The organism is Symbiobacterium turbinis, from assembly GCF_055383075.1.
This window is the reverse complement of sequence record NZ_AP042433.1, coordinates 644,865-671,808: the sequence shown is the minus strand read 5'-3', so window position 1 is coordinate 671,808 and position 26,944 is coordinate 644,865. Positions and strand designations below refer to the sequence as shown.

Genomic DNA, 26,944 nt, shown 5'->3' with positions numbered 1-26,944 from the left:
CTTCAACTTTTTAACCCCTGTCCGCGACATTTATAAAGATCCGCTTCGATCAGCTGACCAGGATGAAGCCGAACTGCTCGCCCAGCCGCTCCTTCACGGCCTGCCGCAGGTTCTGGTGTTCGGGGCGCCTGAGGAACGGATCGTCCTCGACCAGCCGCATCGCCTCAGTCCGGGCCCGCTCCAGGATGGGCAGGTCGGCGATGGGGTTGGCCACCTTCAGGTCGGGCATGCCGTGCTGCCGGGTGCCGAAGAACTCGCCCGGCCCCCGCAGCTCCAGGTCCTTCTCGGCCAGGGCGAAGCCGTCGCTGTACTTCTGCATGATCATCATCCGCTCCCGGGCCTCGGCGGTTTTGGGATCGGCGATCAGCACGCAGTAGGACTGGTGCGGACCGCGCCCCACCCGGCCCCGGAGCTGATGCAGCTGGGCCAGGCCGAACCGGTCGGCCCCCTCGATGATCATCATCGAGGCGTTGGGCACGTCCACGCCGACCTCAATGACGGTGGTGGTCACCAGCACCTGAATCTCCCCTGCGCGGAAGGCATCCATCACCGCCTCCTTCTCCGCGGGCCGCAGCCGGCCGTGGAGAAGGCCCAGGCGGACGTCCGGGTACTGCTCCCGCAGCCGCTCGTACCACTCGGTGGCCGCCTGCGCCTGCAGTTTGTCCGACTCCTCCACCAGGGGGCAGACCACGTAGCCCTGCCGGCCCGCCGGCACCTCCCGGCGCATCAGGTGTTCGTACACCTGGCGGCGCTGGGCCTCCGGCCGCCAGTAGGTCCCCACCGGCCGCCGCCCCGGCGGCAGCTCGTCGATCACCGACACGTCCAGGTCGCCATAGAGGGTGAGCGCCAGGGTGCGGGGAATGGGCGTGGCGGTCATCACCAGGGTGTCGGGCATGATCTCGCCCTTCTGCTGCAGCCGGGCCCGCTGGCGGACGCCGAAGCGGTGCTGCTCGTCGGTGATGACCAGGCTGAGGTCCTTGAAGGCCACCCGGTCCTCGATCAGGGCGTGGGTGCCCACGGCGATGTGGGCCGCGCCCATCTGGAGCAGCCCGAGGTTGGCATCCCGCTCCTTCTTGGTAAGACTGCCGGTCACCAGCACCACCTGCACCCCGAGCGGAGCGAAGATCTTGCGCAGGTTCAGGTAGTGCTGCTCGGCGAGGATCTCGGTGGGGGCCATCATGGCGCCCTGGTGGCCCGAGTCAACCGCCTTGGCCAGGGCGGCGACGGCGACCATCGTCTTGCCGGAGCCCACGTCGCCCTGCACCAGCCGGTTCATCGGCTTGGGCGATTCCATGTCGGCCGCCACCTGGCGGATTACCCGCTCCTGCGCGGCCGTCAGCCGGAAGGGCAGGCTCTCCCGCAGCCGGCGGCTGATCTCGCCGTCCGGCCCGTGGGCGATGCCCGTCTGCTCCACCACCGTCTGCCGCCGCACCAGGGCCAGGCCGGTCTGGAGCACGAACAGCTCCTCGAAGGCGAGGGTGGTCCGGGCCCGCTCCTTCTGCGCTTCAGAGGCGGGGAAGTGGATGGCCCGCCAGGCCTCGGCCATGGGCATCAGCCCCTGCCGCTGCCGCACCGCCTCGGGCAGGGTTTCGGGCATCAGGTGCGCGGCAGACTGGAGGGCGAAATGCACCGCCCGCCGCACGTCCCTGGGGTTGAGCGAGCCGGTCAGGGGATAGACCGGTACGATCCGGCCGGCGTGCAGCGGGTCGGAGGACGTTTCGTCGTCGATGATCTCCCACTCGGGGTTAGTGATCTGAATCTGCGCCCCCCGCCGCTCCACCGTCCCGGCGAAGACGACCTTGGTGCCCACGGGGAAGCGCTTGGCCTGCCACGGCTGGTTGAACCAGACCCCCGCGGCGGTGCCGGAGCCGTCGGAGATGAACACCTTGGTGAGGTGCAGCCGCCCCCGCACCTTCCGGTCCTCCACCATCACCACCGTGCCCATCAGCGACTCCAGTTGCCCGTTCTGGGCCTGGGCGATGTGCTTGAACTGGGAGTAATCCCGGTACGCCCGGGGAACGCGCTCGATCAGGTCGCGCACGGTGGCGATCCCCTGCTTGGCCAGGTCACGGGCCCGGGCCGGCCCGATGCCCTTCAGGTACTGGACCGGCATGTTCAGGGGGTCGCCGTAGTAGCGCTTCGCCTTGCTCCTGGGATCGTTGCCGTTCGTGGGTGTCACCCAACTCACCTCACGACACGTGTTCGCTGCCGGAGCGAACGAATCCTGTAACAAAGGCTCCTCTTGTGGCCGCACAGCGGACCGGGTTCTCACGAAGATGGCCCAGTTTGGCCATCGGCAGGGTGCCGGGCGCTTCGCGTTATTCCTGCGAGACTTCTCTGACCGCAACGCAGTCTGACGGATGACGCGTTCGGGGAGGTGCGCCACAGTGATCCACGTGCGGGAGACATACCGGGTTAAACCGGGCAACTTGGACGAACTGAAACGGCTTCTTGCGGAGTCCTTGTTGCCTGTACGAGTGACGGCGTCGCCGTGGGCGGCCGCCTCTCCACATCCAGCGAAACCGTCGAAGTGGCGTTCATCCGCCTGAACGAGTCCAATTTGGCCGACTTCGTCACCCGCCCGCACTTTCGGACCATGATACTGGACGCGATGACGGAACGAACGGTGCCCTACGAGGCGTACCGGCTGCGCCCATATACGCGACTACGCCGGACAGCCGACCACAACTGAACCCCGAGTCGCCGGCTGAGCATGTACCTGTTCAGGCCAGCAGGCGCGTCCGAGCAGCTACGATACGAACCGTCCGGAGCCTGATGAAAGGGGGCCGACGCCGTGTACACCGAAGCGTCAGCCCCCGCGCGGGACCGCCCGCCGAGGCCGGCTGGCAGCCGGAGCGATGTGCCTGCGCGCTCTCGACCCAGATCCGCCCGGCGAACTCGAAGAGCGCCGACATCGCCAGCAACATCACCGCCATCGGCGAGATCGAAAGGCCCAGGGCCTCGGCCACAATCGCCAGGTCGAAGGCGGCGCAGTTCTTGCGGTTGGGATCCGCGAGCGGTAGGAAGCCGTCGGCCGTGCACCGCTTCATCATCAAGTATACCCGTTTTGTCAGACTTGAGTCTATAACGCGCCTAGTCTGTAAACCCTCTCCACCGCGTAACCCCCGGAAGTGTGGCGGAGCCCGGGTCGCCATGTTCGGCTTCGCTGGTGTTGCTCTCCAGCTATCCCGCCTGTTCGGCTTCACTGGTGGTGCCCCCGCGACGACAAGAGAAAACCCCTGCTTCCCGGTCGGCAGGGGCAGGGGTTTGCGCCAGCCAGGTCCGCCACCATCACCAGCGAAGGCGAACACGGTATACCCGCGGGCGCTGGGGTACAGGGCAGGCGGGACCGTCACCGGCGCCGGCTGGCATAGCGCCTGGACTTCACCCGCTCGACGGCCGCCTGGACCCAGTTCCCGTCCGGTGCCGGTGCCATGACCGGTTTCCGGGAAGCGCCATCCGTCCCCGGGGCTGAAGCCGGAGGGGAAGCCAGGATCCGTTCCACCTCCCTCTGCATGGTCAGCACGTCTGCCACGAACCGGTTCCAGTTGAACAGACCTGTGGCGGGACCGTCCTCCCGGCACCAGCCGAGGTGCGTCGGGTCGTAGGGGTGCTGGACGGGATCCCACCAGAAGCGGCCCGACAGCCGATCGATCCCGACCTCGAAGACCACCATGAGCCTCGCCACCAGCCAGACCAGCCGCCGGTAGCTCTCCTCCCAATCGGGCGTGCCCCAGTTGTGCTCGCAGATCATGACGCCGATGTCCCGGTGGTTGCGCCCAGCGGTGTGGTAGGCAATCTCGCCCACAGGCACCAGTTGCCTGATCGCCTGATCATCGACGACAAAGTGACAGGAGCGCGGCTCGCCGGCCACCGCCCGCTCCAGCACGGCCCGCATGCCGGCGCCGTCCAGCCGGGGGCTCTCGGAACGGTGCACCACAATCCCCTCCACGCCCCGCCAGGCTCCTGCGCCGTCCCTGGCTCCGGGCCTGCCGGCCGCTCCGGGAGGCAGGAACTCCTGCTGAATCCGAAACGGCTCCCCCTCCACCGGTTCCAGCAGCATCGCGGCCAGGGCGCGGGCCACTGCCTCGCCGTAGCGCGTATCGGCAGGCCAGCCCGGCCGCCGGAGGGCGCCCACGTGCGTGATCCGGTCCCTGCTCTCCCCGGTCAGGAAGGGCACCAGGTTGGGCATACCCGGGGGAAGGGGCTCCCCCGAAGCCTGAAGATAAAGCGCCTGCACGTGTGCGAGTACGCCTTCCTCCGGCGACCGGAAGCTGACCCCGGCCTCGCCAAGGCGCTTTACACCGAGCCCGGCAAAATTGTAGCGGCCCCGCTCCATCAGCCCTTCCAGACGAAAGCAGTTCGTATCCACCAGCGCCTGAGCGTAGGCGACATCTCCCCGCACTCCCAGCCTCTCCCCCGCCCCCAGGTAGAGACGTGCCAGATCGGGCGCATGCGGGTTCTCCCGCCGTGTGTACGATGTAAGCTGCTCAGGCCTGGCCCGCGTTCGCCCCATGATGGGCGCGCCCCACGTCACTGCCATCCCACCTCACCTGATGCAGTCCATGGCTACAGTTTATGGGCGGCGCTTCGGGGGTGCCCGCTGCGGCCCGGTCCCAATACAGAACAGGCCCGCCGGATCAGGAATCCGGCGGGCTGTCTGGAGTTCTCTTCAGCTTATCCGCCCTGCTGCGGGTCTGGAGCCGCAGCAAAATCTGGGCCCGGGGGGAGACGAGCGAGCCGTCCGGCCACACGATCATCGGCTCGGGCTGACCGGGGCCGCCCACGAACGGCAGCGGGCCCGGCGGCCCCTGGGACGGAAGCGGCGCCTGCGACAGAGGCGGAGCCTGGGACGGAGGCGGCGCCTGAGACGGAGGCGGAACCTGAGACGGAGGCGGCGCCTGCCCGGGAGGTGGCGACTGTGTGAACGGCCCTTGCTGGGGCGACGGCACCTCCTGCGGCCGCTGTGCCTGCTGCGGCGAGGGCGCCTGCAGGCCGGGCGGCAGCTGGTGCGAGGCCGGCCTCGGAGGCCACGGACCCATCGGCTGTGCTGGTCCGAACGGCGGCCCCTGGGGCGGGTAAGCCGGAATCGGGGAACTCGGCTGCTGCCACGCCGGCGTCACCGTGCGCGTCACCGGTTGACTCGGGTCGGAAGGCCACACCCCGAGAATGGACTTGGCCCAGGCCGGCTTGGCCCTCTGGGGCCGGGACGTTGCCGCCGCGGACAGCGGCCGGGCTGTTCCAGACTTCTCCGCAGGCGGAGACTGCGGGGGCGAAGGCGGCGAGACGGTGATCAGAAACTCGTGGATGCCCAGGTAGGGCCGGGATCTCTGTGCCGGCCTCTCCTCCTCACCACCCGCCTCCGCCAACCCTGCATCAGGCCCTGCATCAGGCCGTGCATCAGGCCGTGCATCAGGCCGTGCACCGCCTGCCTCCCCATCCACTGCCTCCGCGGCCGCTCCCTCAACGGGGACAGCCTCCGGAGCAGGCTCCTGATCGGTACGCGCCCGGGTAGGACGTTCCCTATCGGCGAGCCCCTCGGCGGCCGGTACCAGATCCCCGGTGACTGGCCCCACCGGCACGAGTTCTTCCGGCCCTGGTTCGTCCGCGGCGGCCTCACCGGATGGCCCGGCAGGTTCGTCCGCAACAGGGTTCTCCCCATCTAACCCGCCGCGTCCCGGCGGGCGGGCGGTCACCACCATCGCCGGCAGCCCGGCGCAAGCCGGGGCGGCAGCGGGGGCGTCATCGGCATCCGCAGTCGCCGTATGTGACAGTTCATCGCCCGGCCGCAGCTCATCGCCCGGCCGCAGCTCATCGTCCGGCTGCATTTCGCCGTCCAGCTTCGGCTCGTCGTGTGGCTGCGTTTCGCCGTCCAGGTGCAGACCATCGTCCGCCTGCCCCTCAGCGCCCAGCTGCCGCCCATCGTCCGGCTCCATTTCGCCGTCCGGCATCAGCTCATCGTCCAGTTGCCTTTCACCCTCCGGCTGCAGCTCATCGCCCAGCCTCAACCCATCGTCCGGCTGCATTTCGCCATCCGGCTGCAGCTCATCGCCCACCCTCAGCCCATCGTCCGGCTGCATTTCGCCGTCCAGCTGCAGCTCATCGCCCAGCCTCAACCCATCGTCCAGCTGCAGCTCATCCTTCGGCTGCACCTCATCGGGCAGCGGCAGCTCATCGCCAAGCTGGAGCCCGCTGCCAAGCTGCGCACCGTCGGTCAGCGTCACCTGGTCCGCGTACCCCATCAGCCCGAAGTGCTCCAGCAGCCCTTCGGTGAGGCCGTGGGCCACCCGCAGCTGGAAGCTGCGCCGCATCAGCAGGAGTTCGTCGGCCGGGCAGGTGGGGGTGGCGCACTCCACCACCAGGCTCACCGGCCGGTGGCCCCTGATCACGCCGGAGAGCTCCGCCGGGAACCAGGACCAGAACGGCACGCCGCGGGACGGGAGCCCCGTGCGGGCGCAGATGCGCTTCAGCAGCCGTTCGGCCAGGCGGCGGCTGGCCAGGGCGTAGGGACTGGGGACGAGGGCCCGCACCCCGCGGATCTGGGTGGAAGGATGGCTCCCGGTCCGCAGGAAAATCAGCACTTCGGCGCCGTGCTCCTCGATCTTCCGGGCCCTGCTGGCCACCGACGCCGCGGCCGGGGTGCCGGTGGTCACCAGCACGGATGCCCCGTGGGCCTCCAGCATCTCGGCCGTATAGCTCACGATGCTCAGCACCGCCTGCTCCCAGGGCGGTGACGCGTCACCGTGGTCCAGGACGTCCAGCGCCAGGAGCCGCCCGGTCAGCGGCAGGAGCGTCGTCCCGTCAGCCGTTGTGGTCGACCGCATGGCCGCCCTCCCTTCCCCGCGCACACGTATGGGACGTTACCAGAGCCTATGCGCCAGGCAGTGTAACATTCCCCCCGTCCGGCGCACATAATGAACCAATCCTACACCTGTCAGGAGGGACCACTGTGCCCGAGGAGCGTCTGCAGCCAGCTCAGCTGGAACCCATTTGCATTCGAACCACTCAGGTCTACGACTGGTGCTACCTGAATGGCACCACCAGCGTTCTGCTTCCGGACATCGTTTTCCCGGCGGATACCGCCTCCGTAGCGGGCATCGAGGCCGCCATCATCAACGTGGAGTGCGCCGAGATCGACCGCGACCAGGACCCGAGCGGTCTGGCAGCCGTGACGATCCGGCGGCTGGTGACCTTCGAGCTGACCTTCGTCGACGCCGCGGGCAATCCCGTGCCCGTCATCGTGAACGGCGTGGAGGTCACGACGCAGACCCGCACCCGCTTCTTCGACGAGTTCATCCGCGTCTGCGCCCCCGAAGGCACCACGCTTACCTGCGAGATCACCGACGCCGCGGCCCGGGCCTTCATGACCGTCATCAACAGCACGCCTGCCGTGCAGGTCGAACTCTTCGTCTGCCAGTCCATCCAGGTGACGGCCGACGTGACGGTGAGCATCAACATCAACGACTACTGCGTGCCGGACGCCTGCGAGACCGGTCCGAAGCCCTTCCAGTGCCCCCCTCCCACCACTCCGCCGCCTGGGTGCGGACCCAACACCCTCGGCAGAGCGCAGCAAGCCAGCAACAGCTAGGTCCAGCCGCCGCCCTGCGAGGTGAGCGCAAAGTCCATGCCGGGGAGCCTGGTCGCGACGAGTCTGAAGGTGTACGGAATGCGGAATGCCGCCGCAGCCCAACTGGCGTACGACGCGCTGCGTCAAATCGACGGCGTCCAGCAGATCACCACGAATGTCCCGCTCCGCAGGATAAACGTTACTCACACACCCCGTCGTGGGATTACTCAGGAGCTGGTCGCCGCGCTGCGCAGTCTGGGCTTTCACGCGCAGGAAAAGGGCTGAGCCCCCCCGCTCTAGCGGGCGTGCCCCGCTTTCCAACTGCACCGAGGGCCGGGCGCTGTCCGGTCCTCGGTGATACCTTTTGGGGGAGAGGAGGCCGCCATGACCTGCTCGGTCATCTACCCGCCCACGCTGGACTGGGCCTGGCTCACGCAGCGGCCGCAGCAGCTCATGCGCCAGTTTGCCCGGCACGGCTACCCTACTTACTTCTGCAACCTGACGCAGCGCCCCGGCCTCCCGCCTGAGCCCGCGGGCCCCAACCTGTGGGTGGTGCACGACCACCGGGCGTTCGTCGCCGGCGGCCTGCCGGACGGCCCCAGGCTGGTCTGGTGCTCCTGGCCCAAGCTCCACGACATCCTCGACCTCTATCGCCCCGCGGCGGTCGTCTTCGACGCGGTGGACGACTTCCCCGAATGGCGGCCCTACGAGCGCGCCATGCTGCAGCGGGCCGACGCGGTGGTCACAAGCGCCCGGAGCCTCTTCGAACGGCTCTCGGGCGAACACAGCCGCGTCTACCTGGTGCCCAACGGCTGGGACGACCGCCTCGCCCGCGAGCCGCTTCCCCCTCGCCCGGCCGACCTGCCGCCGGCGCCGGTGGCCGGGTTCGTCGGGGCCTGGGCGCCGTGGATCGACGCGCGGCTCCTGGAGGCCGTCGCCGCCCGGCTGCCCCGGTGGCAGTTCGCCGTCATCGGCCCGCTCCACGGCCGCCGGCCCGCGCGGGGCGCCAACATCCACCACCTGGGGCACAAACCCCACAGTGAGCTGGCCAGCTACCTGCACCACCTTGACGTGGGGCTGATCCCCTTTCAGCTCAACCAGATCACCCGGGCGGCCAACCCGGTGAAGCTGTGGGAGTACCTGGGGGCGGGGCTCCCGGTGGTCGCCACGCCCATCCCCGAAGTGCTGCCGCTCCAGGACCACGTGGCCGTGGCGGCAGAGCCCGATGGCTTCGCCCGGGCCATCGAGGCCGCACGGCAGACCGACACGCCGGAGCGCCGGGAGGCGCGGAAGGGGCTCGCCCGGCAGAACAGCTGGACGGCCCGCTTTGCGCGCCTTCAGGCCGCGCTCGCCGACCTGCTTGAAGTCGGACGGTGAAGGATGGCGCGTGAAAGGAGGCTGTCCCGTGCCGCTGCCGCTCGTGCTCATCGGCTGTCCCGTGCGTAACCGCGCCTGGGCCCTGCCTGCGTACCTGGCGGCCCTTCAAGCCCTCGACTACCCGGCGGACCGGCTGCGGTTCGCCTTCGTCCTGAACGATTCGGCGGACGAGAGCGAGGCCATCCTCACCGAGTTCGCCCGCGCGCGGCCGACCGCGCTCCTGCGCCGCGACCTGCACTTCCCCCGGTGGCAGCGGGGCCACTACTCCTTTGCGAACCTGACCCTGCTCCGCAACCTGCTCATCGACGAGGCGCTGCGCTCCGGCGCCGACTACCTGTTCTCCGTCGACAGCGACGTGCTCCCGCCGCCCAACGCCCTGCGCCGCCTGCTGGCCGCAGAGCGGCCGCTGGTGGGGGCGCGGGTCCCCAACGACCTGCACCTGCCCGGCGAGCACTGGCGCTGCAACTTCCTCTGCAGGGATGACCGGGGCCGGCTCCGCCACCCCCGCGCCTTTCCCCCCGACGCCCTCGTGCCGGTAGACGTGGTGGGGGCCGCGGTGCTCATCGCCCGCGCCGTGCTGGAAAGCGGCTGCCGCTACGAGCCGGGGCCCACCGGCGAGGACGAGGGCTTCTGCCGCCAGGCGCTGGCCGCCGGTTACCAGCCCTGGGTCGACACCGGACTGGTCTGCCAGCACCTCATGCAGGAAGCCGGGCAGTAAGAAAGGGGAGGCGTATGCCTCCCCACGGGATGGGATATTCCACGCCTGCCTAGGGAACCGTGCGTTCGATCACGTGGATGGCATCCACGATCAGGTCGGCGCCGCCCGCGACCGGCTTCGAGAAGGTGAGCCGGAAGCGACGGGTGTTATTGGGCGAGAGGCCCGCGTCCAGGTCGAACTTCAGGCAGCCCACAGGGGTCGCGCCGCCGACGGTGGGAATGTCGGCAGCAGGAACCATGAAGCTGAACCGGCGCAGCAACCGCCCCTTCGGCTGGGGTTCGGGAAGGGGAAGGTACGCGCCGCCGCTCCTCTCCCGCTGCTGCTCCCACTGGAAGAACTGGCCGAACGTGGGCTCGTCGTAGAAGTCCAGCGTCACCACCAGCGGTGAGGTGGCCAGACCGCCGACGGCCCCAACGCGGAACTCGATCTCGAAGCTGCGATTCGGGTAGGCCACGCCGTCCTGCTGGATATACCCGGTGCCCGGCCCGAGGCGGGCTGTCCAGAAACCGCTGCAGGCGACGTCGTCCGACACGGTTGCGTCACCGCTGGCAACCCATGGGATGAACGTGCCTGTCTCAAACTCGGCGTTGCGAGTGCGAAGCTTGAAAACCATCCAGGTCCCTCCTTCAGGCATGGGGCCATGGGTTCCCTCACTCAGTCTATGCCGGAGGCCGCCGGGTTGTTATGTCAACAGCCCCAGCAGGCGTCCAGCACCTCCCCCCAGGCCCGCCGCCAGCGGGCCAGGGAGTGCGCCCTTGCCACCTCCAGCGCCCGCTGGGCCATCCGCGCCCGGGCGTCGGCGTCCCGCCAGAGCCGCCGGATGGCCGACGTCAGGTTCTCTGCGGTGGCGTGCACGAGCAGACCGTTGTACTCGTGGATGATCAGGTTGGAGAGGCCCCCCACCCAGCCGGCGATCACCGGCCGCCGGGAGGCCATCGCCTCCAGGCAGCTCAGGCTGGTTCCCTCGGAGGCCAGCGACGGGATGACCACGAGGTCAGCCGCCCGGTACTCCGCGGGCATCTCCGCCATGGGCCGGATGCGGTGCTGAACTGCCGGCCGCTCTGCCGAGACTCCCTGCAGCCGGCGCACCGCCTCCTCGGGGCCCGCGCCCACAAAGTGAACCTCGACCCCCGGCCCCTCCGTAAGCGCAAGCGCCGCCTGCAGCATCGGCTCCAGCCCCTTCTGCGGCTCCAGCCGGCACGGCACCAACACCCGAAATGTCCCGTCTCCCGTCCGCACCGAACCCGGCGGAAACTGCGCCAGGTCGACGAAGTTGGGGATGAACCGGAAGCGCCCCTCCAGCTCCGGCCAGGTGGCCCGCACCCAGTTGATCACGTTGGTGTCGTTGGCCACCACGACCGCCAGGCTCTCCAGGGCCTGCCGGAGCCGGGGCGTGAAGATGGGGAAGGGGCGCCGCGCCACGCCGCCGTCGTCCCACCAGAGCGAGTGGGAGACCCCCACGCTGCCCGGCGGCGCCCCGGGGTAGGCCATGGACCACAGGTGGAACAGGTGGTGATCGAAGCCGCCGGCCGCCTCTCGGAAGCGCCGGTTCGTCACCGGCCAGGCGCCGCCGTTGACCACCATCGGCCCGAGGCCCCGGACCACCCGCCCGTCGTGCACGGCACTCCAGTCGTGGGCGGCGGCCTGGAAGAGGGTAACCTCACAGCCCCGGTCCTCCAGCAGCCTGCACAGCTCGATCAGGTGGCGCTCGGCCCCGCCCTGCACTGGCGGCTCGCCCCGAGGGCCGAGGTAGGCGGGCGTCAGGACCGCCACCCGCTTCACGGCGCATCCTCCTCCTCCGAACCCCCGGCGGCCACCTGGGAGCGCCAGTAGTGAAGCAGCCGCTCCAGCGACCGGGTGAGCGACACCTCCGGCGCCCAGCCGGTGGCGGCACGGAGCCTCCGGGGGTCTCCCACCAGCCGATCGGCGGCCACCCGACCCGCCCCCGCCTGAGCAAAGCCCGCCCGATCTGGCCCCGCCTGAGCAGTACCCGCCCGGCCTGCCCCCGCCTGAGCGGTACCCGCCCGGCCTGCCCCCGCCTGAGCGGTACCCGCCCGGCCTGCCCCGCCAGGCGCCGCAGTACCCGCGGGCGCTTCCGGCTCGGGCAGCCCGCTCAGCCGCCAGAGCTGCCGGGCCACCCACTGCAACCGCACGCCCCGCCCTGAGCAGATGTTGTAGACCGGATCGGGGCCCTCCAGCTCGCCCAGCAGGGCCAGCGCCCGGGCGGCGTCGCGGCTGTCCAGGTAGTCCCGCACGGCGTCCAGGTTGCCCGTCGCCAGGGGGCGCGGGCGGCCCTCAGCCGTCATGACGGCCAGCTGCCGGGCGAAGTGGGCCGGGGCGCTGTCGCTCCGGGGGCTGATCCCGATGAGGTTGAACAGCCGGGCCACCACGAGTTCGATGCCCAGGCTGTCCCCCAGGCTCCGGGCCGCCAGCTCCATCGCCGCCTTGCTGGCGGCGTAGGGTGAGGCCGGCCACAGTGGGGCCTCCTCCCGCCACCGCTGGCGAGGGCCCGCGTTGGGCCCGTAGACCGCGCCGGTGCTGGCGATGACGAGCCGCGCCCCCGGCGCCGCCTCGGCCGCCGCGTTCAAGAGCCTGAGGGTGCCGCACACATTCACTTCGAGAAGCTCGTGCGCGGAAGGGCTGCGGGTCGCGCTGGCCTGGGCCGCCGCCAGGTGGAAGATCAGCTCCGGCCGGCTGAGGCGCACGGCCCGGGCGGCGTCGGCATCGTCGGTCAGGTCGCAGACGATTGGCAGCCACTCCAGCCCATCCTGCCAGCGGTCCAGGGGCCGGCGGGCCGCCCCGTACACCGTGTATCCCCGGCGGCGCAGGCAGAGCGCCAGCTCCCGCCCGAGCATCCCGGTCACGCCCGTAATCAAGACCCGGCGGCTCATTCCCCGCTCCCCCGCCATTCCGTGCCCGGCAGCCGCTGTCCGCTCGCCTGCATCTGCCCCTCCAGCTCCGGCCGCCGTTCTCCACTCGCCTGCATCTGCCCCTCCAGCTCCGGCCGCCGTTCTCCACTCGCCTGCATCTGCCCCTCCAGTTCCGACCGCCGTTCTCCACTCGCCTGCATCTGCCCCTCCAGTTCCGACCGCCCTTCTTCACTCGCCCGCATCTGCCCCTCCAGTCCCGACCGCCCTTTTCCACTCGCCCGCATCTGCCCCTCCAGCTCCGGCCACCGCTCCATCACCGCGAAGTACTGCTCGGGCGAGCCCAGGTCGAACCAGGGGGCCTCGGTCTCGTAGTGCATCACCGGCCGCCGGTCGGCAAGCAGACCGGCGATCCACTCCGGCATATCCACCGGCCCGGTCTCCGGCAGATAGGCCAGGGCGCGCGGATCCACGGCGTAGATGCCCAGCCCCAGCCGCGCCACCCGTTCCGGCTTTTCGTGGTAGGCCAACACCCGCTCCCCGTCGGCCTCCAGCACGCCGAAGTTCAGCCGCTCCCGGCGCAGCTGGGTCGCCACCGTCAGCCAGCCGCCGCGGCTGCGGTGAAAGGCGATGAAGTCCCGGAAGTCCAGCCCGGTCACGATGTCAGCGTTGACCACCAGAAAGGGCTCATCCAGGTCCGGAATAAGCCGGAGGGGACCGGCGGTCCCCTGCGGCTCGGCCTCCTCCACGTAGCGCACCGGCACCCCCACCTGCTTCCCGTCGCCGAAGTAGCTGCGGAAGACGTATCCCATGTAGCGCACGGCCAGCGTGACCTCCGTCACGCCCGCGGCCACCAGCCGGTCCAGCAGCCAGGCCAGAATCGGTCTGTTGCCCAGGGGCAGCATGGGCTTCGGCAGGATGCGGGTGTAGGGGCGGAGCCGCAGGCCTTCCCCACCCGCCATGATCACAGCCCGCATGCGCACCCCCCCTCTACACGATGCTCTGGTTCAGAATCTCCGGCGTGAACCTGCGCTCAATGAACGCCAGGGTACGGCGCAGCCCCTCCTCCAGCGGGACCCGGGGCCGCCAGCCCAGCCGCTGCTCTGCCAGGCACCGGTCGCAGAGCAGGCGCGCCACCTCGCTGGCTTTGGGCCGCACCCGCTCCCGCTCCTCCACCACCGGCACCTGGCGGCCGGTCAGCCGCATGGCCATCTCGGCCAGCTCGCCCACCGAGATGTCCGCGCCGTAGCCGGCGTTCAGCACCATGCCCTCAACCCCCGGCGCGCTGCCCGCCTTCAGGAAGGCCTGCGCCGTGTCGGTCACGTAGGTGTAGTCCCGCCGCGGCCAGAGGCTCCCCAGCCGGATCTCCGGGGCCCAGAGTGCCTGGGTGAGGATGGTCGGGATCAGGGCGCGGGTGGACTGGCGCGGCCCGTAGGCGTTGAAGGGGCGCAGGGTCACCACCGGCAGGTTGTAGGCGCAGAAAAAGCTCTCGACCAGCTTGTCGGCACCGATCTTGCTGGCGGAGTACGGCGACTGCCCCCTGAGCGGGTGGGCCTCGGAGATCGGCACCGTGTCCGGCGTGCCGTAAACCTCGCTGGTGGAGGTGTGCACCAGCCGCTCCACGCCGAGGTCGCGGCAGGCCATGAGCACGTTCAGGGTGCCGGTCACGTTCACATCCACGTAGCTCCGGGGGTCCAGGTACGAGTAGGGGATGGAGATCAGGGCGCCCAGGTGGAGCACCCGCTCCATGCCCTTCACCGCCCGGCGCACCGAGTCGGCATCCCGCAGGTCGCCCCAGACCACCTCCACCTCCGCCCGCTCCCCGGGCGGAAGCTCAGTCAGGTTGCCCAGGTGGCCGTTGCCGTTGTAGTGCGCGAGCACCCGCACCCGGGCCCCTTCCGCCAGCAGGGCCTGCACCACGTGGCTGCCGATGAAGCCCGTCCCCCCGGTCACCAGGACCCGCCTGTTCTGCCACTCTCCCACGGCCGCTCCCCCCTACAGCCCGTACTCCCGGCGCAGCCACTCGATGGTGGGCGGGAGGCCCTCCTCCAGGGTCACCCTGGGGTTGTGGTCCAGGTCCCGCACGGCCTTCCGGATGTCGGGCCGCTTGCTCACCGTGTTGTGTTTGTCCTCTGGCAGGTAGGTGACCAGCCTGGGATCGGCGCCGGTGAGCTGGAGGATGAGGTTGCTCAGCTCCCGCACGCTCCGGTAGTCGGTGCCGCCGATGTTGTAGACCTCGCCGGCCTTGAACCGGTCGGCGACCCGGGCCAGCGTCGGGATGAAGTCGTCGACGTACATGAACGTGCGGTGGTAGCCCTCGAACACGGTCCAGGGCTTGCCGGTGAGCGCGCGGTAGGCCATCAGGCAGACCACGCTCCGGTAGTTGTGGTAGCGCTCCCCCGGGCCGTAGGCGTTGAAGAACCGCAGCCGCACCACCGGCACCTCGTAACGCCGCTCGAAGTTCATGATCTGAACCTCGTTCACCCACTTGGTGAGGGCGTAGTCGTTGTGCTGGATGATGGGCTGGCGCAGGGGCAGGTCCTCGTCCAGCACCTCCGCCTGGGTCTCGCCGTAGATCTCGGAGGAGCTGGCGAAGATCAGCCTGAAGCCCTTCCGCCGCTGGAACTCCAGGATGTGCCGGGTGCCGATCACGTTGGTCTGCCAGAGCGTGTCGTAGTACTCCTCGCCGTTGATGCGCCCGAACTCGGCCGCAAGGTGGTACACGTAGTCGTACGGCTGCTCGAACACCCGCTCCAGCTGCCGGTAGTTGGCCACATCCGCGCGGAAGTAGCGGTCGTCGGCCTGGTGGTGGGTGTCCACCTGCCAGACCTCGTGGCCATTGGCCTCCAGCTCTGCCACCAGCCGGCTCCCCAGGGTGCCCTTACTGCCCGTCACGAGTATCCTGGCCACGGTGGTCGTCCTCCTCGGTATAGCGAATCGCCAGGGGGCGCTCGTAAATCAGGTCGTACCTTTCGTCCGGCTCCCCCCACCGGAAGCCCAGCTGGGCCACCTGCTCCGGCCCCAGGGCCGGATCGTACACGTAGACCTCCTTGCCGTCGGCCGCAAGCGCCTCGGCCAGCTCCCGCGCCCTGCTGAACCGGGTGTCCGCGTAGCCCGGCTTGAAGGTCAGCCCCTTCACCAGAACCCGCCGGCACGGGCCGGCCAGCCGGCGCAGCCGCTCCCGGTGGGCCTCGTCCGCGGCTATGGCCGCGGCCAGGAGGGGCGACTGCATAGCCTCCTGGAGGAAGCCCACGTCCTTTGGCAGGCACTCGCCGCCGATGCCGAAGTCCACGTTCAGCAGCTCCACGTTCGGCTTGGTGTTGACAGCGCCGTGAAGCTGCGCCCAGTCCAGCCCCTGCTCCAGGCAGTAGCCGAAAAGCGCCTCCGCAAAGGCGATGTTGACGTAGCGCAGCCCGTTCTCCACGATCTTCGCGAGCTCGGCAACCCGCACGTCGTCCACTGCATAGAGCTGGGGCACCAGCGACCGGTAGAAGGTCAGCGCGGCGTCCCGGCACGCCGGCGTCATCCCGGCCACCACCCGCGGGGCGTCGAACACGGTCTCCTCGACGCCGAACAGAATACGGTGGGGCACGTGCGCAAGGTGGAAGTCCCGCCCCGGCGCAAAGCCCCGCTCGCGGAAGGCCTCGGCCAGCCGGGCCGTCCCCCCCACGGGCAGCGTCGACTCCACCGACACCAGGGCCCCCTGCTTGGGCGAGATGGCCCGCACCGCGCTCAGGATGTGGCTCAGCCCCGGCCCCGTCGAGGTGGTGAGGATCCAGGCGTCCACATCACCGGCCTCGTCCGGGCACGCATAGACGCCGTCCACCCCGGACTCCGCCAGGGCTGCCCGCCGGTCCGGGTTTATCTCTACGCCGACCGCCCTCAGCCCTCGCCGGCGAAGGGAGGTCAGCAGATTGCATCCGATGTTGCCCACGCCCACTACACAGACCTGCACTGCCATGGTTCACCCCCCGGCGGTTCGGTCTGAATCAGGGTATGTGGGATTACATAATAAGGTGACCGGCCGACACAACCCGCTTTGGTCATCCATAGACTGGAGGAGCGCAGTCACACGGAGCGACTGAACCAACCCAGTCACATGGAGGGGTCTGCTGTGCGCATCGTGATTCCGGTGCTCAGCCTCCACCGCGGGGGCGGCCCCCGGGTCGTGGCGGAGGCGGCCAACCAGCTGGCCGAGCGCGGGCATGACGTGACCGTGGTCATACTCGAAGGCCAGCCCATCGCCTACCCGCTGAAGTGTTCCGTGAAGCGGGTGCGGCAGATCACGCCGGAAGTGCTGCCGGAAGCCGACGTGATCATGCCCAACTTCTGGCCGACGGTGAAGCCTGCCGCAGAGAGCGGAAAGGGCCGCGTCGTCCGCCTCAGCACCGGGTTCGAACCCCTCTGGGTGCCCAGGAAAGAGGAAGCGCTCGCAACCTACCTGCAGGGGTTTCCGGTGATCGCCCTGGGGCCGCACCACCGGCAGATCATCCGGGAGGCAACGGGGCAGGACTGCTTCATGGCCCAGCCCGGCGTGGACGGAAGCGTCTTCCGGCCCCTTGAACGAACACCGGGCCAGGACCGCACGGTCTTCTTCATCTACCGATCCGAAAGGCACGGCTACCACTACAAGGGGAACCGTGACTTCAGCGCCGCCATGCAGCTGGTGCGCCGCCACATGCCGGACGTCCAGGTGCAGGTGGCCGTCACCGAAAGCGGGGCGTACGGGGCCGAGCCCCCGAGCTTTCCTTTCCCCTTCACCCCCCTCCGGCTGGAGGACGACAGAGCGATGGCCGAGGCCTACAACGGCGCGAGCGTCTACGTGCTCGCCTCCTGGTTTGAGGCCCTCTCCCTGCCCCCGCTGGAGGCCATGGCCTGCGGGACGCCGGTGGTGCTGACCGACTGCGGCGGCGTGCGCGACTACGCCCGCCCGCGCGAGAACTGCCTGCTCTGCCCGCCGAAATGCCCCGATCTGCTGGCCGGGTACATCCTGAGCGTGCTCAGGGAGCCCCAGCTCCGGTCGCGGCTGATCGAGGGCGGCCTGCGCACGGCGTCGGTCTGGACGTGGGAGCGCTACGGCGACCAGATGCAGGACGCGCTGACGCAGATCATGCAGGGGCGCATCGAGCCGGACGGGGGCGCGAGTGTGTAGGGGCATTGCTCCGGGCGATGGTGAAACAGCGCCGGCCCCGCGGCGCCGGGTGGCGCCACGGGGCCGGCAGGGTCGGGCTGCAAGAGCCGCCGGGTCTGGAGTTTCCCGGACCCGGCGGCTTCGGTGTGTTCAGGAGAAGGAGTTGGAGTTGTAGTAGACGAACAATTCTGCCGCCATGTCGTTGGTCTCTCGTCAGCGGTGGGGCGGCTAGTGGGCCGGGTGGTTGAGACGTGCAGGAGCTGGGCGCCGGGCGCGAACTGCGGTGGATTTCCACTTGGGGGTTGGCTGAAGTCGAAATCCGCCGCACTTATCCGGCCGTGATGCCCCGGCCGGGTGGTTGAGACGTCAAGGAGCTGGGCGTGGGCTGGATGGTTGAGATATGTACGAGCCCGGCGCCGGGCACGAACTGCGGTCGATTTCCACTTGGCGATTGGCCGAAGTCGAAATCCGCCGCACTTCCCCGCCGGCACGGCTCCGGGCCGGGTCGTTGAGACATGAAGGAGCCGGGCCCACGGCACGAACTGCGGTCGATTTCCACTTGGCGGTTGGCCGAAGTCGAAATCCGCCGCACTTCCCCGCCGGCACGGCCCTGGGCCGGGTCGTTGAGACATGAAGGAGCCGGGCCCAAGGCACGAACTGCAGCCGGTTTCCACTTGGCGATTGGCCGAAGTCGAAATCCGCCGCACTTCCCCGCCGGCACGGCCCTGGGCCGGGTTGTTGAGACATGAAGGAGCCGGGCCCAAGGCACGAACTGCAGCCGGTTTCCACTTGGCGATTGGCCAAAGTCGAAATCCGCCGCACTTACCCGCCGGCACGGCCCCGAGCCGGGGTGTTGAGACGTCAAGGACCTGGACGCCCGCTGGATGGTTGAGATATGTACGAGCCCAGCCCAGGGCACAAACTGCGGCCAATTTCCACTTGGCGACTGGCCAAAGTCGAAATCCGCCGCACTTCCCCGCCGGCACGGCCCCGGGCCGAGTCGTTGAGACGTCAAGGACCTGGACGCCCGCTGGATGGTTGAGATATGTACGAGCCCGGCCCACGACACAAACTGCGGTCGATCTCCACTTGGCGATTGGCCGAAGTCGAAATCCGCCGCACTTACCCGCCGGCACGGCCCCGGGCCGGGTCGTTGAGACGTCAAGGAGCTGGGCGTGGGCTGGATGGTTGAGATATGTACGAGCCCGGCCCACGGCACGAACTGCGGCCGATTTCCACTTGGCGATTGGCCGAAGTCCAAATCCGCCGCACTTACCCGCCGGCACGGCCCCGGGCCGAGTCGTTGAGACGTCAGGGACCTGGACGCGCGCTGGATGGTTGAGATATGTACGAGCCCGGCCCACGACACAAACTGCGGTCGATCTCCACTTGGCGATTGGCCGAAGTCGAAATCCGCCGCACTTACCCACCGGCACGGCCCCGGGCCGGGTCGTTGAGACGTCAAGGAGCTGGGCGTGGGCTGGATGGTTGAGATATGTACGAGCCCGGCCCAGGGCACGAACTGCGGCCGATTTCCACTTGGCGATTGGCCAAAGTCGAAATCCGCCGCACTTACCCGCCGGCACGGCCCCGGGCCGGGTGGTTGAGACGTGTAAGAGCCGGACGCGAGCCTGGTGGTTGAGACGTGCAGGAGCCCTGCACAGGCCGGCCCCCTCCCCCCGCAAGGCACCGGGATCGGCGGGCAGTCGGCGACTACAATGCCACCTGAACGCATGCGTGAAGGAGGTACAGCAATGAGGTCTGGCGGCTTGGTCATGAGGTGGGCTTGGGCCTGGTTGCTGATGGCCCTGGTCGTGGCGGGCTGCGCTTCCCCCGAGAAAGCCGCTGCTCCGGCCACCGAGGAGAGCTTCGGGGCGCAACATGCAGAAACGGAACCGGGCCCTGATGCAACGGCCACCCAGCCTGCCAGCCGGAATGCCGCTCCCGCCAGCCAGAACGAACAGCCCGTCAGCCCGAGTGACCCTCCCGTCAGCCAGAATGAACAGCGCGTCAGCCAGAATGCAAACCAGGTCCAGTTCACGCCGGCCGATCAGTCCCCCGGCACACAGCCGGACCAACTGCTGTACGCCGATGCGCTGTCCAGCAAGGCCGTCGGACTCCACCCCGAAGAGGTCCTGCTGCGGTCTTCGTTCGGCGGCGGACGGGTGGGCGAAGACGTCTTCATCGGCGGGCAGGTCATGCTGTGGCAGCCGGCACCCCGCCAGTACGGAGTGGCCGCCGCCCTCGACCTCGGGGCTGGCGAGTGGATGGGTACAAACAGCGTGACCATCGTCGGGCCCCCACGGGAGGGTCCCTTTCACCAACTGGTTGTCCTGAACCCCCCGTGGGACCGGGAGAGGGACCTCCTCATTCAGGCCTTGTTCGGCCGGGTCACCGACGCACAGGCCGGGCGCCTCACGGTGGAGCTGGCGGACGGGGAAGTGCTGGAAGCAACGGTACGGGGAGGCCTCTGGCTCGTCGCCATGACCTCCCCGGGCGATATTCAACTTGATGGGGCCGTCCTCCGGCTCTACGACGAAAGCGGCAGCCTTCTCCGTGAAGGGCTGCTGGCGGATGAACGGTTCCAACCGGCCCCGTGACCCGCAACGAACGGATGACCCAGCAGCCCTAACTGCCTCCCGCCGCGGCCGCCTCGGCTGCTTCGGCTGTCTGTGCAGTCCCCGGCGGCGGCGCCAGCCGGCCCCTGCGGCCGTCCACCCCGAGCCGGCCCACCAGGAAGGCGCCCCACCGGAAGCGGTTGAGGGCGTAGGTCACGAGCGCCGAGGCCACCGCGGCCAGGACGAAAAGCAGGAGAATCCCCGCCACCTTCGGCAGCCCCGGAATCCGCACGACCCACCGGCGGAACAGCTCCAGGAAGAACCAGTGGAGCAGGTAGATGCCGAACGACGCCCGGTTGACGTGGTTCAGCACCGCCGGAATCCGGCGGACCCGGCCGGCCAGCGGGAAGGCGATGAGGATGACCCCCGCCGCGTACAGCACCACCTCGAAGCGCTGCGACGTCACATCCGGCAGGAAGCCGCTCAGGGCGTTTCGCAGAAGGAGCGCCCCGCCGCCGATGAAGAGCGCCGCCGAAAGCGGCCAGTACCGGCGCAGCGCGAGCTGGAACTGGTCGCGGTCGCGGCCGGAGTAGTAGCCCAGCACGTAGTAGAAGAACCAGGCGGGCAGGAAGTGGTACCAGTTGAAGCCCAGGTAGGGCAGGCTGATCAGCCCCAGGTTCAGGGCCCCCAGGTACGCGGCGTTCAGCAGGCCCGCGGCCGAAAGGCCCACCAAGGCCGGCACCCGCTCCAGGATGGGCCGGAACAGCGGGTGGAACACGTAGAACTGCATCACGACCAGCACAAAGTAGCCGTGGTAGCCGCCCTTGACGTTGTACCAGATCCGGTCCAGCAGGGGCGCGCCCCACTGGTAGTGCTGCCAGAAGGCGTAACCGACGGCGCACACGAGGTAGGGCAGGATGAGGTACTTCACCCGCAGCAGGATGGTCTCCAGATACGTGCGCCGGGTCTTGGAGTAGCCGATCAGAAATGCCGACATGTAGGCGAACGTGGGCGTGGCGAACAGGAGCAGGAGCCGCGCGATGTTGAGGCCGCGGTTTGCGTCCGGATCCCCGATGAGCATCGTGATCGAGTGCATGAAGACCACGGCCAGGCAGGCCAGGGCGCGGATGATAATTAACTCGGGGACAATGACTTTCTGTTTCAACAGGTCCTCCTGAAAGGCGTATTCGTGCCAACGGGTGCCATATGGCCATTCGACCCGGCAGCCGCCCGATCCTGCCCTTTCCAGCGGGACCCATGCGCACGCAGGAGGCCCGCGTCGGGTCAGCGCCCTGTAGCGCCTCTTGCACGGGAACCATGTGCCCGCACGAGGCCCGCGTCGGGTCAGCGCCCTGTAGCGCCTCTTGCACGGGAACCATGTGCCCGCACGAGGCCTGCGTCGGCCCAGCGCCCTGCAGCGCCTCTTGCACGGGAACCATGTGCCCGCACGAGGTCTGCGTCGGCCCAGCGCCCCGCAGCGCCTCTTGCACGGGAACCATGCGCCCGCACGAGGCCCGCGTCGGGTCAGCGCCCTGCAGCGCCACGTTCACGGGACCCATCCGCGCGCAGGAGGCCGGGGGCCGTTCAGCCCCTGGCCTCCGTGCAACTCCCCCCTTCACCACTCGGGGCGGCGCCCGCTCACCAGCGCGAACGTGAAGTCGACCAGCACGTCGTCCTCCGTGACCGTCGTGCGGTAGGCCCGCTGCACCTCGGGCGGCGTGGAGCGGTGCATCTCCAGAAGCAGGGCTTTCAGCGCGTCCGAGAGGTCCGAGCGCTCCAGCCAGCCCCGCACGCTCACCTGCGGCATCACGTACCGCTCAAAGCGGATGTCGACGAAGCCGGCGGCCTCCAGGAGCCGCACCAGGTGCTCCGGCAGGAGGACCAGCCGCTCCTCCTTCAGCGCGAAGACCTCGGTGAAGTGGGGCACCGACTCCGGCGAAGGCGGGATGCCCTCACCGATCACCAGCCGGCCGCCGGGGCGCAGCACCCGGTAGAGCTCCCGCATCACCTGCTCCAGGCCGTGGGTCACGTGGTGCAGCACCGACCGGGCCAGCACCCGGTCAAAGGACCGGTCCAGCAGGGGAACCGCCCGCAGGTCCGCGTGCAGGAGCTCCAGGCCCGGCAGCTTCCGCCGGGCCTGGACCAGCATCTCTTCTGAGTTGTCCAGCCCGACGTACCGCGCCACCAGCGGCGCGCCCGCGGCGGCCACCTGGCCGGTGCCCACTCCCGCCTCCAGCACGTGGTGCTCCGGCTTCAGGTCCGCAAAGTTGAGGAAGGCGGAGAGGTAGTCGGGATTGGCGGCCCACTGCTGCCGGTCGTACTCGGCCGCCCGGCGCTGCGAGAACTCGTTGAAGACGGGCGGAGTGCGCCCCACCCGGTCCGGGGGCGCGGGCAGCCCGGCCGCGCGGGCAATCAGCCGGAAGCCGTCGTGGAAGTGGATGTCACAGCGCTGCCCGCGGTAGACCCCCGGCCCCCGCAGGGCGTAGAAGCCCTGCCAGGCGTGCGTGCCGCTTAACAGCCCTCCGTCCGGCCCTTCCATCACGGCCAGGTCCGGCGAGAGCAGGCGGCAGCCCGCCTGCTGGCACTCCCGGGCCACCTCCGCCATCGCCGGGTTCGGCGGTTCCCGGGTCAACAGGTGTGCGATCGGCACCACGCCGCAATCGGAGAGGAACAGCACGCTCTCCGGCCTGAGACGCTCAATCAGCCGGCCGCAGATGCGGTCCAGCTCCGCATATGCCTGCACCAGCGTGCAGGGCGGCTGCTCGTGCATCAGGAAGCGACCGGCGATGTCCGCCTCCCGGAAGTGGACCCAGAGCACGTCGGTCGGCCAGCGCTCGTACAGGCGCAGAACCCAATCGGCGTACCACTCCAGGTGCGGCCGGAGGCGCTCGGGCAGGTCGCCGAAGTAGCCTCCGGCCAGGATCCGGTTCAGCTCCTCATCCGACAGCCCTGCGAAGGGGCGGTCGACACCCAGCTCTTTGAGGGTCGGCGGCTTCGGGATGCCGGCCCCGTACTCCCGGTCGATCAGCGCGCGCAGCTCGGGCGGGTGCACCGATCGGTCGGTCCGGCGGTGCGGCGGGCGGGGCGCGCCGGAGACGAAGAAGCCGTGAATCCGCGGCGCAGGGAAGGTGTGCGGCGGCTCCACGAAGCCGACGCTCAGCCCCCAGCGGCCCAGCCAGTCCCACAGGAACAAGTCCGCCTTCACCCGGGTGAGGTCCGCCGGCTCCCCGGACTGCGCCGGGCTGCGGGCCTGCACACCGTGCACCTCGGGGGGCAGCCCCGTGTAGTAGGTGGCCCAGACCTCTGAGGCGCGGGGGAGCGAATCGACGATGCCGCAGCTGCCGTCCCGGCACAGCGCATCCAACGTCGGCAGGCGCTGCCGGTTGGCCAGGATGATGTGGGGGTCCGCGGCTTCGCAGGCCAGCACCAGAAGGCGCGGCGCCTTCACAGCTTCACCCCCCTGCGCCGCTCGGCGGCGGCCGCCTGCACCGCGGCCTCAACACGATCGACGAACGCGTCCCAGGTCCGGGTCCGCACCGTCTGCAGGGCGGCGTCGGCGAAGCGGCGAGCCCGGTCCCGGTCCCTAAGGGCCGCAAGCACCAGGCTGCCCAGCATCTGCGCGTTGTTCGGCAAGCCCATGAAGCAGTTGACCCCCGGCTCGGCGTAGTCCCGGATTCCGCGGGCGTCGGTGGCCACCACCGGCGTGCCGCAGGCCATGGCCTCCAGCACCCCGAGCTGCGCGCCGTCGCTCACCGAGGCTGCGACGAACACGTCCAGGCTGCGGTAGAACTCGGCGATCTCGGCGTCGCTCCCCGCGGCCGCCACCTCCACCGGAATGGGCGCGTCCACCGGCAGCCCGTCGGGGTTCAGCACACAGACCTCCACGTCCCGCTCCTCGTGCAGCACCCGCTGCATGGCGGCAAAGAAGGTGTCCGCGCCCTTGAAGCCGTACCCCAGGGCCGGGTGGCGGTAGATGAACCCCACACGCCTCCGGCCTCCGCCGGGGCGGGGTCCCGGCTTGAAGACCGCCGTGTCGACCCCGGCCGGCACCGGGTGGCAGGGCACGCCGCTCAGCTGCTGCACGCGGGCCGCCACGGACCCCGTGGTGGCCATGGAGCGGTAGGGCAGGCTCGTCACGTGGAGGGCGGTGCGTACGTCGTAGGCCACGTCCGGCTCGAAGCGGAAGTGAAGCGGCACGGTGACGGCGTCGGGGCGGGCAAGGGCCCTGGGAATCAGCCCCAGCGACGCCGGGATGAGCACGTCTGCAGGGGGATACCGGTGCGGCTCGAAGAGGGGCACGCGGTGGACGGGCACGCTCACGGGGTAGGCCACCGGCTGCCCGTCCAGCATGACGAGGAAGGACTGATGCCCGCGGCGGGCCAGCCCGTCGGCCAGCTGGGCGACCGTGCGCCCGCGCCCGCCCGTGTGGATGCCGTAGGTGAGGATCCCGATGCGCAACGGTGGCACCCCCGTACTCCGATTTGATGGTACAAAACCTTTGCCCGGCGCGGATCGTGCGGCGGCGCCCGTGCCTCCGCCCGCGCCGGGGGCCTGTGCCGGGCCAACAGCCGCAAGAGTGGACTGCGCCCTGCCGCTTCCCGCACCTCCGGCCTGTGCCGGGCCAACAGCCGCAGGAGTGGACTGCGCCCTGACGCTTCCCGCACCTCCGGCCTGTGCCGGGCCAACAGCCGCAGGAGTGGACTGCGCCCTGCCGCTTCCCGCACCTCCGGCCTGCACCGTGCCTGCATCCGCCGGAGCGGTCTGCACCGGAGCTGCTCCGGCGGCGGGAAACAGCGGCCCGCGGTACGGCCTGCGCCGGGGGGGCAGAGGGAGATTCAGCACGCGCATGATCAAGCCGAAAACGTCGTGGAAGTGGATGTCGGCCCTGACGCCGGCCCGCACCCCCGGGCTGCGCACCGCGTAGAAGGCCCTGTCCCGGTGCGTGCCGGTGCTGAGACCGCTGTTGAACCCCTGCACCACGGCGAGGTCGGGGCGGAGCAGCCGCGCGCCGGCCACGCGGTACTCGATGGACAGCATCTTCATCAGGTGCGTGGCCTGCGGCTCCGTGAGCAGCGAGGCGATGGGGGCCATGCCGTGGTCGGAGACCACCATCACCGCCTCCGGGCGCAGCTGCTGGGCCAGCCGGGCGAACGCCCGGTCCATCTCCTCGTAGACCTGAATCAGCGCCTCCGGCGGCGTGGCGTTGCACGTGAAGTGGCCCAGCACGTCGGGCTCCATGAAGTAGACCCACAGCACATCGCAGGGGCTGTGCGCCCACAGCCGGTCGATCAGGCCCAGATACCACTCCAGGTGCGGCCTGAGGAGGGCCGGGGCGTCGGCGAAGTATCCGTCAAGAAGCGCCAGCAACTCGGCGTCCGTCAGCTCCGCGAAGGGGCGGGTCACTCCCAGGTCCTGCAGGCTCGGCGGGCGGGGAATGCTGGGCATATACTCCCGGTCAATCAGCGGCTTCAGCGCCGGCGGGTAAACGGCCTGGTCTGTCTGCGACAGGGCGGGCCGCGGCATGCCGGAGACAAAAAAGCCCTCCACCTTCGGGGCGGGGTAGGCGTGCAGGGGCTCGACGAAGCCAACCGTGAGGCCGTGCCGGTTCAACCAGTCCCACAGGAAGAGGTCGGTCTTCACGGCGCTGAGGTCGGCGGGCTTCTTGGCCAGGCCGAGCCGGCTCAGCTGGACGCCGTGCTCCTCCGGCGTGAGGCCGGTGTAGTAGGTGGTCCAGATGTCACACGAGTGCACCGCCGACTGCACCACCCCGTAGCCGCCGCCCTGGCAGAGGCTGCGCAAGAAGGGGAAGCGGTGCAGGTAAGCCAGCACCAGATACGGATCGAGCCCGTCACAGGCCAGTACCAGCAGGCGGGGATTGGACCGCTGCTTCACGTTCTGCCGCCTCCCTCCGGGGGCAGATGCTGCCCCAGATACGCCCGCGCCTTGGCCAGCACGCGGTCGTTGTAGGCCAGCGCGTCGGGCCGGGCGCTCATGTTCTCGCCGTGCCAGCGGTAGCGGAGCAGCGGCTCCGCCACGTGGCCGAAGCGAAAGTCCCGGGCGAGCCGCAGCCACATGTCCCAGTCGTGGGCCTGGGGCAGCGACTCGTCGAAGAGGCCTGCGCTCACGTAGGCCTCCTTGCGTACGAGGGTCGTGGAGCCGTTGATGACGCAGCCCCTGAGCAGGGCCGTGATCTGCTCAGACTGCGTCCGAAACGTGGGCGAGATCAGGTAGGAGATCTTCTCGCCCCTGGCGTCCACCACGAACCAGTTGGTGTAGATGAGCGCGCACTCGGGGTGCGCCTCCGCGAACGCCATCTGCTTCTCCAGCTTCTCGGGCAGGAAGGCGTCGTCCGCGCTGAGCCAGGCGATCCACTCGCCCCGGGCCCGGCGGATGCCCTCGTTCAGCGCCGAGGGGGTGCCGCCGTTGGGCTTGCGGATGATGCGGATGGCCCTGCCGTACCGCTCCAGCAGAAACGGGGTGCGGTCGGTGGAGCCGTCGTCCACCACCAGCACCTCCCGGTCGGTGAACGTCTGGTTGAGGGCGCTTTCCACCGCCTCGGCCAGGTAGCGCGCCGTGTTGTAGGTGGGAATGACCACCGTGACTTTTGGGCCGCCGGACACCGCTCCCCCTCCCGGTCCGCAGAGACGCAGTGCTCCAAATACACTATGTAAACTGAGGCGGGAGGGTCACACGCCGGAACCGGGCGCGGCGCCGCGCGCGAAAAGG

Annotated in this window: 21 protein-coding genes; 6 read left to right on the top strand and 15 right to left on the bottom strand. The window is 69.6% G+C overall.

Translation table 11 applies throughout. From position 1 onward, the window contains the following. Positions 1-49: 49 nt before the first annotated feature. The 4 genes from recG to ACZ45O_RS03120 all read right to left on the bottom strand — a co-directional run bounded on the left by recG (position 50) and on the right by ACZ45O_RS03120 (position 6,824). Positions 50-2,179: an ATP-dependent DNA helicase RecG gene (gene recG, locus ACZ45O_RS03135; protein ID WP_464855504.1), complete on the bottom strand. Its 2,130-nt coding sequence runs from the start codon at positions 2,177-2,179 to the stop codon at positions 50-52. 544 nt (positions 2,180-2,723) lie between these two features. Continuing rightward, entirely contained in the window at positions 2,724-3,053 is a 330-nt protein-coding gene (locus ACZ45O_RS03130) for a hypothetical protein (RefSeq protein ID WP_464855503.1), read from the bottom strand. A gap of 299 nt (positions 3,054-3,352) precedes the next feature. After that, positions 3,353-4,543, bottom strand: coding sequence for an N-acetylmuramoyl-L-alanine amidase (locus ACZ45O_RS03125; RefSeq protein ID WP_464855502.1), 1,191 nt, complete (start codon positions 4,541-4,543; stop codon positions 3,353-3,355). 97 nt (positions 4,544-4,640) lie between these two features. Then, a complete protein-coding gene (locus ACZ45O_RS03120) occupies positions 4,641-6,824 on the bottom strand; it encodes an N-acetylmuramoyl-L-alanine amidase (RefSeq protein ID WP_464855501.1) in 2,184 nt (727 codons plus the stop codon). 125 nt (positions 6,825-6,949) lie between these two features. On the opposite strand from ACZ45O_RS03120, the gene ACZ45O_RS03115 reads away from it, so the two are divergent. The 4 genes from ACZ45O_RS03115 to ACZ45O_RS03100 all read left to right on the top strand — a co-directional run bounded on the left by ACZ45O_RS03115 (position 6,950) and on the right by ACZ45O_RS03100 (position 9,662). Further along, a complete protein-coding gene (locus tag ACZ45O_RS03115; protein WP_464855500.1) occupies positions 6,950-7,588 on the top strand; it encodes a hypothetical protein in 639 nt (212 codons plus the stop codon). 21 nt (positions 7,589-7,609) lie between these two features. Further along, positions 7,610-7,852: a hypothetical protein gene (locus ACZ45O_RS03110; protein WP_464855499.1), complete on the top strand. Its 243-nt coding sequence runs from the start codon at positions 7,610-7,612 to the stop codon at positions 7,850-7,852. A gap of 99 nt (positions 7,853-7,951) precedes the next feature. After that, positions 7,952-8,944 carry a glycosyltransferase family protein gene (locus ACZ45O_RS03105; RefSeq protein ID WP_464855498.1) on the top strand — a complete coding sequence of 331 codons (993 nt, stop codon included), beginning with the start codon at positions 7,952-7,954 and terminating at the stop codon, positions 8,942-8,944. A gap of 28 nt (positions 8,945-8,972) precedes the next feature. After that, on the top strand, positions 8,973-9,662 hold the full coding sequence (locus ACZ45O_RS03100; RefSeq protein WP_464855497.1) for a glycosyltransferase family 2 protein: 690 nt from the start codon (positions 8,973-8,975) through the stop codon (positions 9,660-9,662). A 49-nt stretch (positions 9,663-9,711) separates the two neighbouring features. Here the strand turns inward: ACZ45O_RS03100 and ACZ45O_RS03095 are convergent, their stop codons facing one another. From ACZ45O_RS03095 to ACZ45O_RS03065, 7 genes are all read right to left on the bottom strand, one after another. Beyond that, on the bottom strand, positions 9,712-10,275 hold the full coding sequence (locus ACZ45O_RS03095; RefSeq protein WP_464855496.1) for a hypothetical protein: 564 nt from the start codon (positions 10,273-10,275) through the stop codon (positions 9,712-9,714). 74 nt (positions 10,276-10,349) lie between these two features. Then, on the bottom strand, positions 10,350-11,444 hold the full coding sequence (locus ACZ45O_RS03090; protein WP_464855495.1) for a glycosyltransferase family 4 protein: 1,095 nt from the start codon (positions 11,442-11,444) through the stop codon (positions 10,350-10,352). Further along, entirely contained in the window at positions 11,441-12,553 is a 1,113-nt protein-coding gene (locus tag ACZ45O_RS03085; RefSeq protein ID WP_464855494.1) for an NAD-dependent epimerase/dehydratase family protein, read from the bottom strand. The genes ACZ45O_RS03090 and ACZ45O_RS03085 overlap by 4 nt, the downstream gene beginning before the upstream one ends. Next, positions 12,550-13,506, bottom strand: a complete 957-nt coding sequence (locus ACZ45O_RS03080; RefSeq protein ID WP_464855493.1) for a nucleotidyltransferase family protein — start codon at positions 13,504-13,506, stop codon at positions 12,550-12,552. The genes ACZ45O_RS03085 and ACZ45O_RS03080 overlap by 4 nt, the downstream gene beginning before the upstream one ends. Before the next feature lie 13 nt (positions 13,507-13,519). Beyond that, entirely contained in the window at positions 13,520-14,512 is a 993-nt protein-coding gene (locus ACZ45O_RS03075; protein ID WP_464855492.1) for an SDR family NAD(P)-dependent oxidoreductase, read from the bottom strand. Between the two features lie 12 nt (positions 14,513-14,524). Further along, positions 14,525-15,439 (bottom strand): NAD-dependent epimerase/dehydratase family protein, encoded by a 915-nt coding sequence (locus tag ACZ45O_RS03070; RefSeq protein WP_464855491.1) that lies wholly within the window; start codon positions 15,437-15,439, stop codon positions 14,525-14,527. Continuing rightward, positions 15,411-16,490, bottom strand: coding sequence for a UDP binding domain-containing protein (locus ACZ45O_RS03065; protein WP_464855490.1), 1,080 nt, complete (start codon positions 16,488-16,490; stop codon positions 15,411-15,413). Before ACZ45O_RS03065 ends, ACZ45O_RS03070 begins: the two co-directional genes overlap by 29 nt. 153 nt (positions 16,491-16,643) lie before the next feature. On the opposite strand from ACZ45O_RS03065, the gene ACZ45O_RS03060 reads away from it, so the two are divergent. Both ACZ45O_RS03060 and ACZ45O_RS03055 read left to right on the top strand, forming a co-directional pair. Continuing rightward, the gene (locus tag ACZ45O_RS03060; RefSeq protein ID WP_464855489.1) at positions 16,644-17,681 is read left to right on the top strand and encodes a glycosyltransferase family 4 protein; all 1,038 of its coding nucleotides are present in this window, start codon (positions 16,644-16,646) and stop codon (positions 17,679-17,681) included. 1,775 nt (positions 17,682-19,456) lie between these two features. Beyond that, positions 19,457-20,260, top strand: coding sequence for a hypothetical protein (locus ACZ45O_RS03055; protein WP_464855488.1), 804 nt, complete (start codon positions 19,457-19,459; stop codon positions 20,258-20,260). A 28-nt stretch (positions 20,261-20,288) separates the two neighbouring features. Here the strand turns inward: ACZ45O_RS03055 and ACZ45O_RS03050 are convergent, their stop codons facing one another. From ACZ45O_RS03050 to ACZ45O_RS03035, 4 genes are all read right to left on the bottom strand, one after another. After that, the gene (locus ACZ45O_RS03050) at positions 20,289-21,383 is read right to left on the bottom strand and encodes an acyltransferase family protein (protein WP_464855487.1); all 1,095 of its coding nucleotides are present in this window, start codon (positions 21,381-21,383) and stop codon (positions 20,289-20,291) included. A gap of 450 nt (positions 21,384-21,833) precedes the next feature. Next, positions 21,834-23,666 carry a methyltransferase domain-containing protein gene (locus ACZ45O_RS03045; protein WP_464855486.1) on the bottom strand — a complete coding sequence of 611 codons (1,833 nt, stop codon included), beginning with the start codon at positions 23,664-23,666 and terminating at the stop codon, positions 21,834-21,836. Then, entirely contained in the window at positions 23,663-26,110 is a 2,448-nt protein-coding gene (locus ACZ45O_RS03040; protein ID WP_464855485.1) for a glycosyltransferase, read from the bottom strand. Before ACZ45O_RS03040 ends, ACZ45O_RS03045 begins: the two co-directional genes overlap by 4 nt. Further along, positions 26,107-26,838, bottom strand: coding sequence for a glycosyltransferase (locus tag ACZ45O_RS03035; protein WP_464855484.1), 732 nt, complete (start codon positions 26,836-26,838; stop codon positions 26,107-26,109). Before ACZ45O_RS03035 ends, ACZ45O_RS03040 begins: the two co-directional genes overlap by 4 nt. Positions 26,839-26,944 lie beyond the last annotated feature (106 nt).

Bases quoted from the DNA above. Each gene is read 5' to 3' on its own strand.
- ACZ45O_RS03065 (WP_464855490.1), bottom strand. From the start codon at position 16,490: ATGGCAGTGCAGGTCTGTGTAGTGGGCGTGGGCAACATCGGATGCAAT.
- ACZ45O_RS03105 (WP_464855498.1), top strand. From the start codon at position 7,952: ATGACCTGCTCGGTCATCTACCCGCCCACGCTGGACTGGGCCTGGCTC.
- ACZ45O_RS03130 (WP_464855503.1), bottom strand. From the start codon at position 3,053: ATGATGAAGCGGTGCACGGCCGACGGCTTCCTACCGCTCGCGGATCCC.
- ACZ45O_RS03085 (WP_464855494.1), bottom strand. From the start codon at position 12,553: ATGAGCCGCCGGGTCTTGATTACGGGCGTGACCGGGATGCTCGGGCGG.
- ACZ45O_RS03080 (WP_464855493.1), bottom strand. From the start codon at position 13,506: ATGCGGGCTGTGATCATGGCGGGTGGGGAAGGCCTGCGGCTCCGCCCC.
- ACZ45O_RS03095 (WP_464855496.1), bottom strand. From the start codon at position 10,275: ATGGTTTTCAAGCTTCGCACTCGCAACGCCGAGTTTGAGACAGGCACG.
- ACZ45O_RS03120 (WP_464855501.1), bottom strand. From the start codon at position 6,824: ATGCGGTCGACCACAACGGCTGACGGGACGACGCTCCTGCCGCTGACC.
- ACZ45O_RS03125 (WP_464855502.1), bottom strand. From the start codon at position 4,543: ATGGCAGTGACGTGGGGCGCGCCCATCATGGGGCGAACGCGGGCCAGG.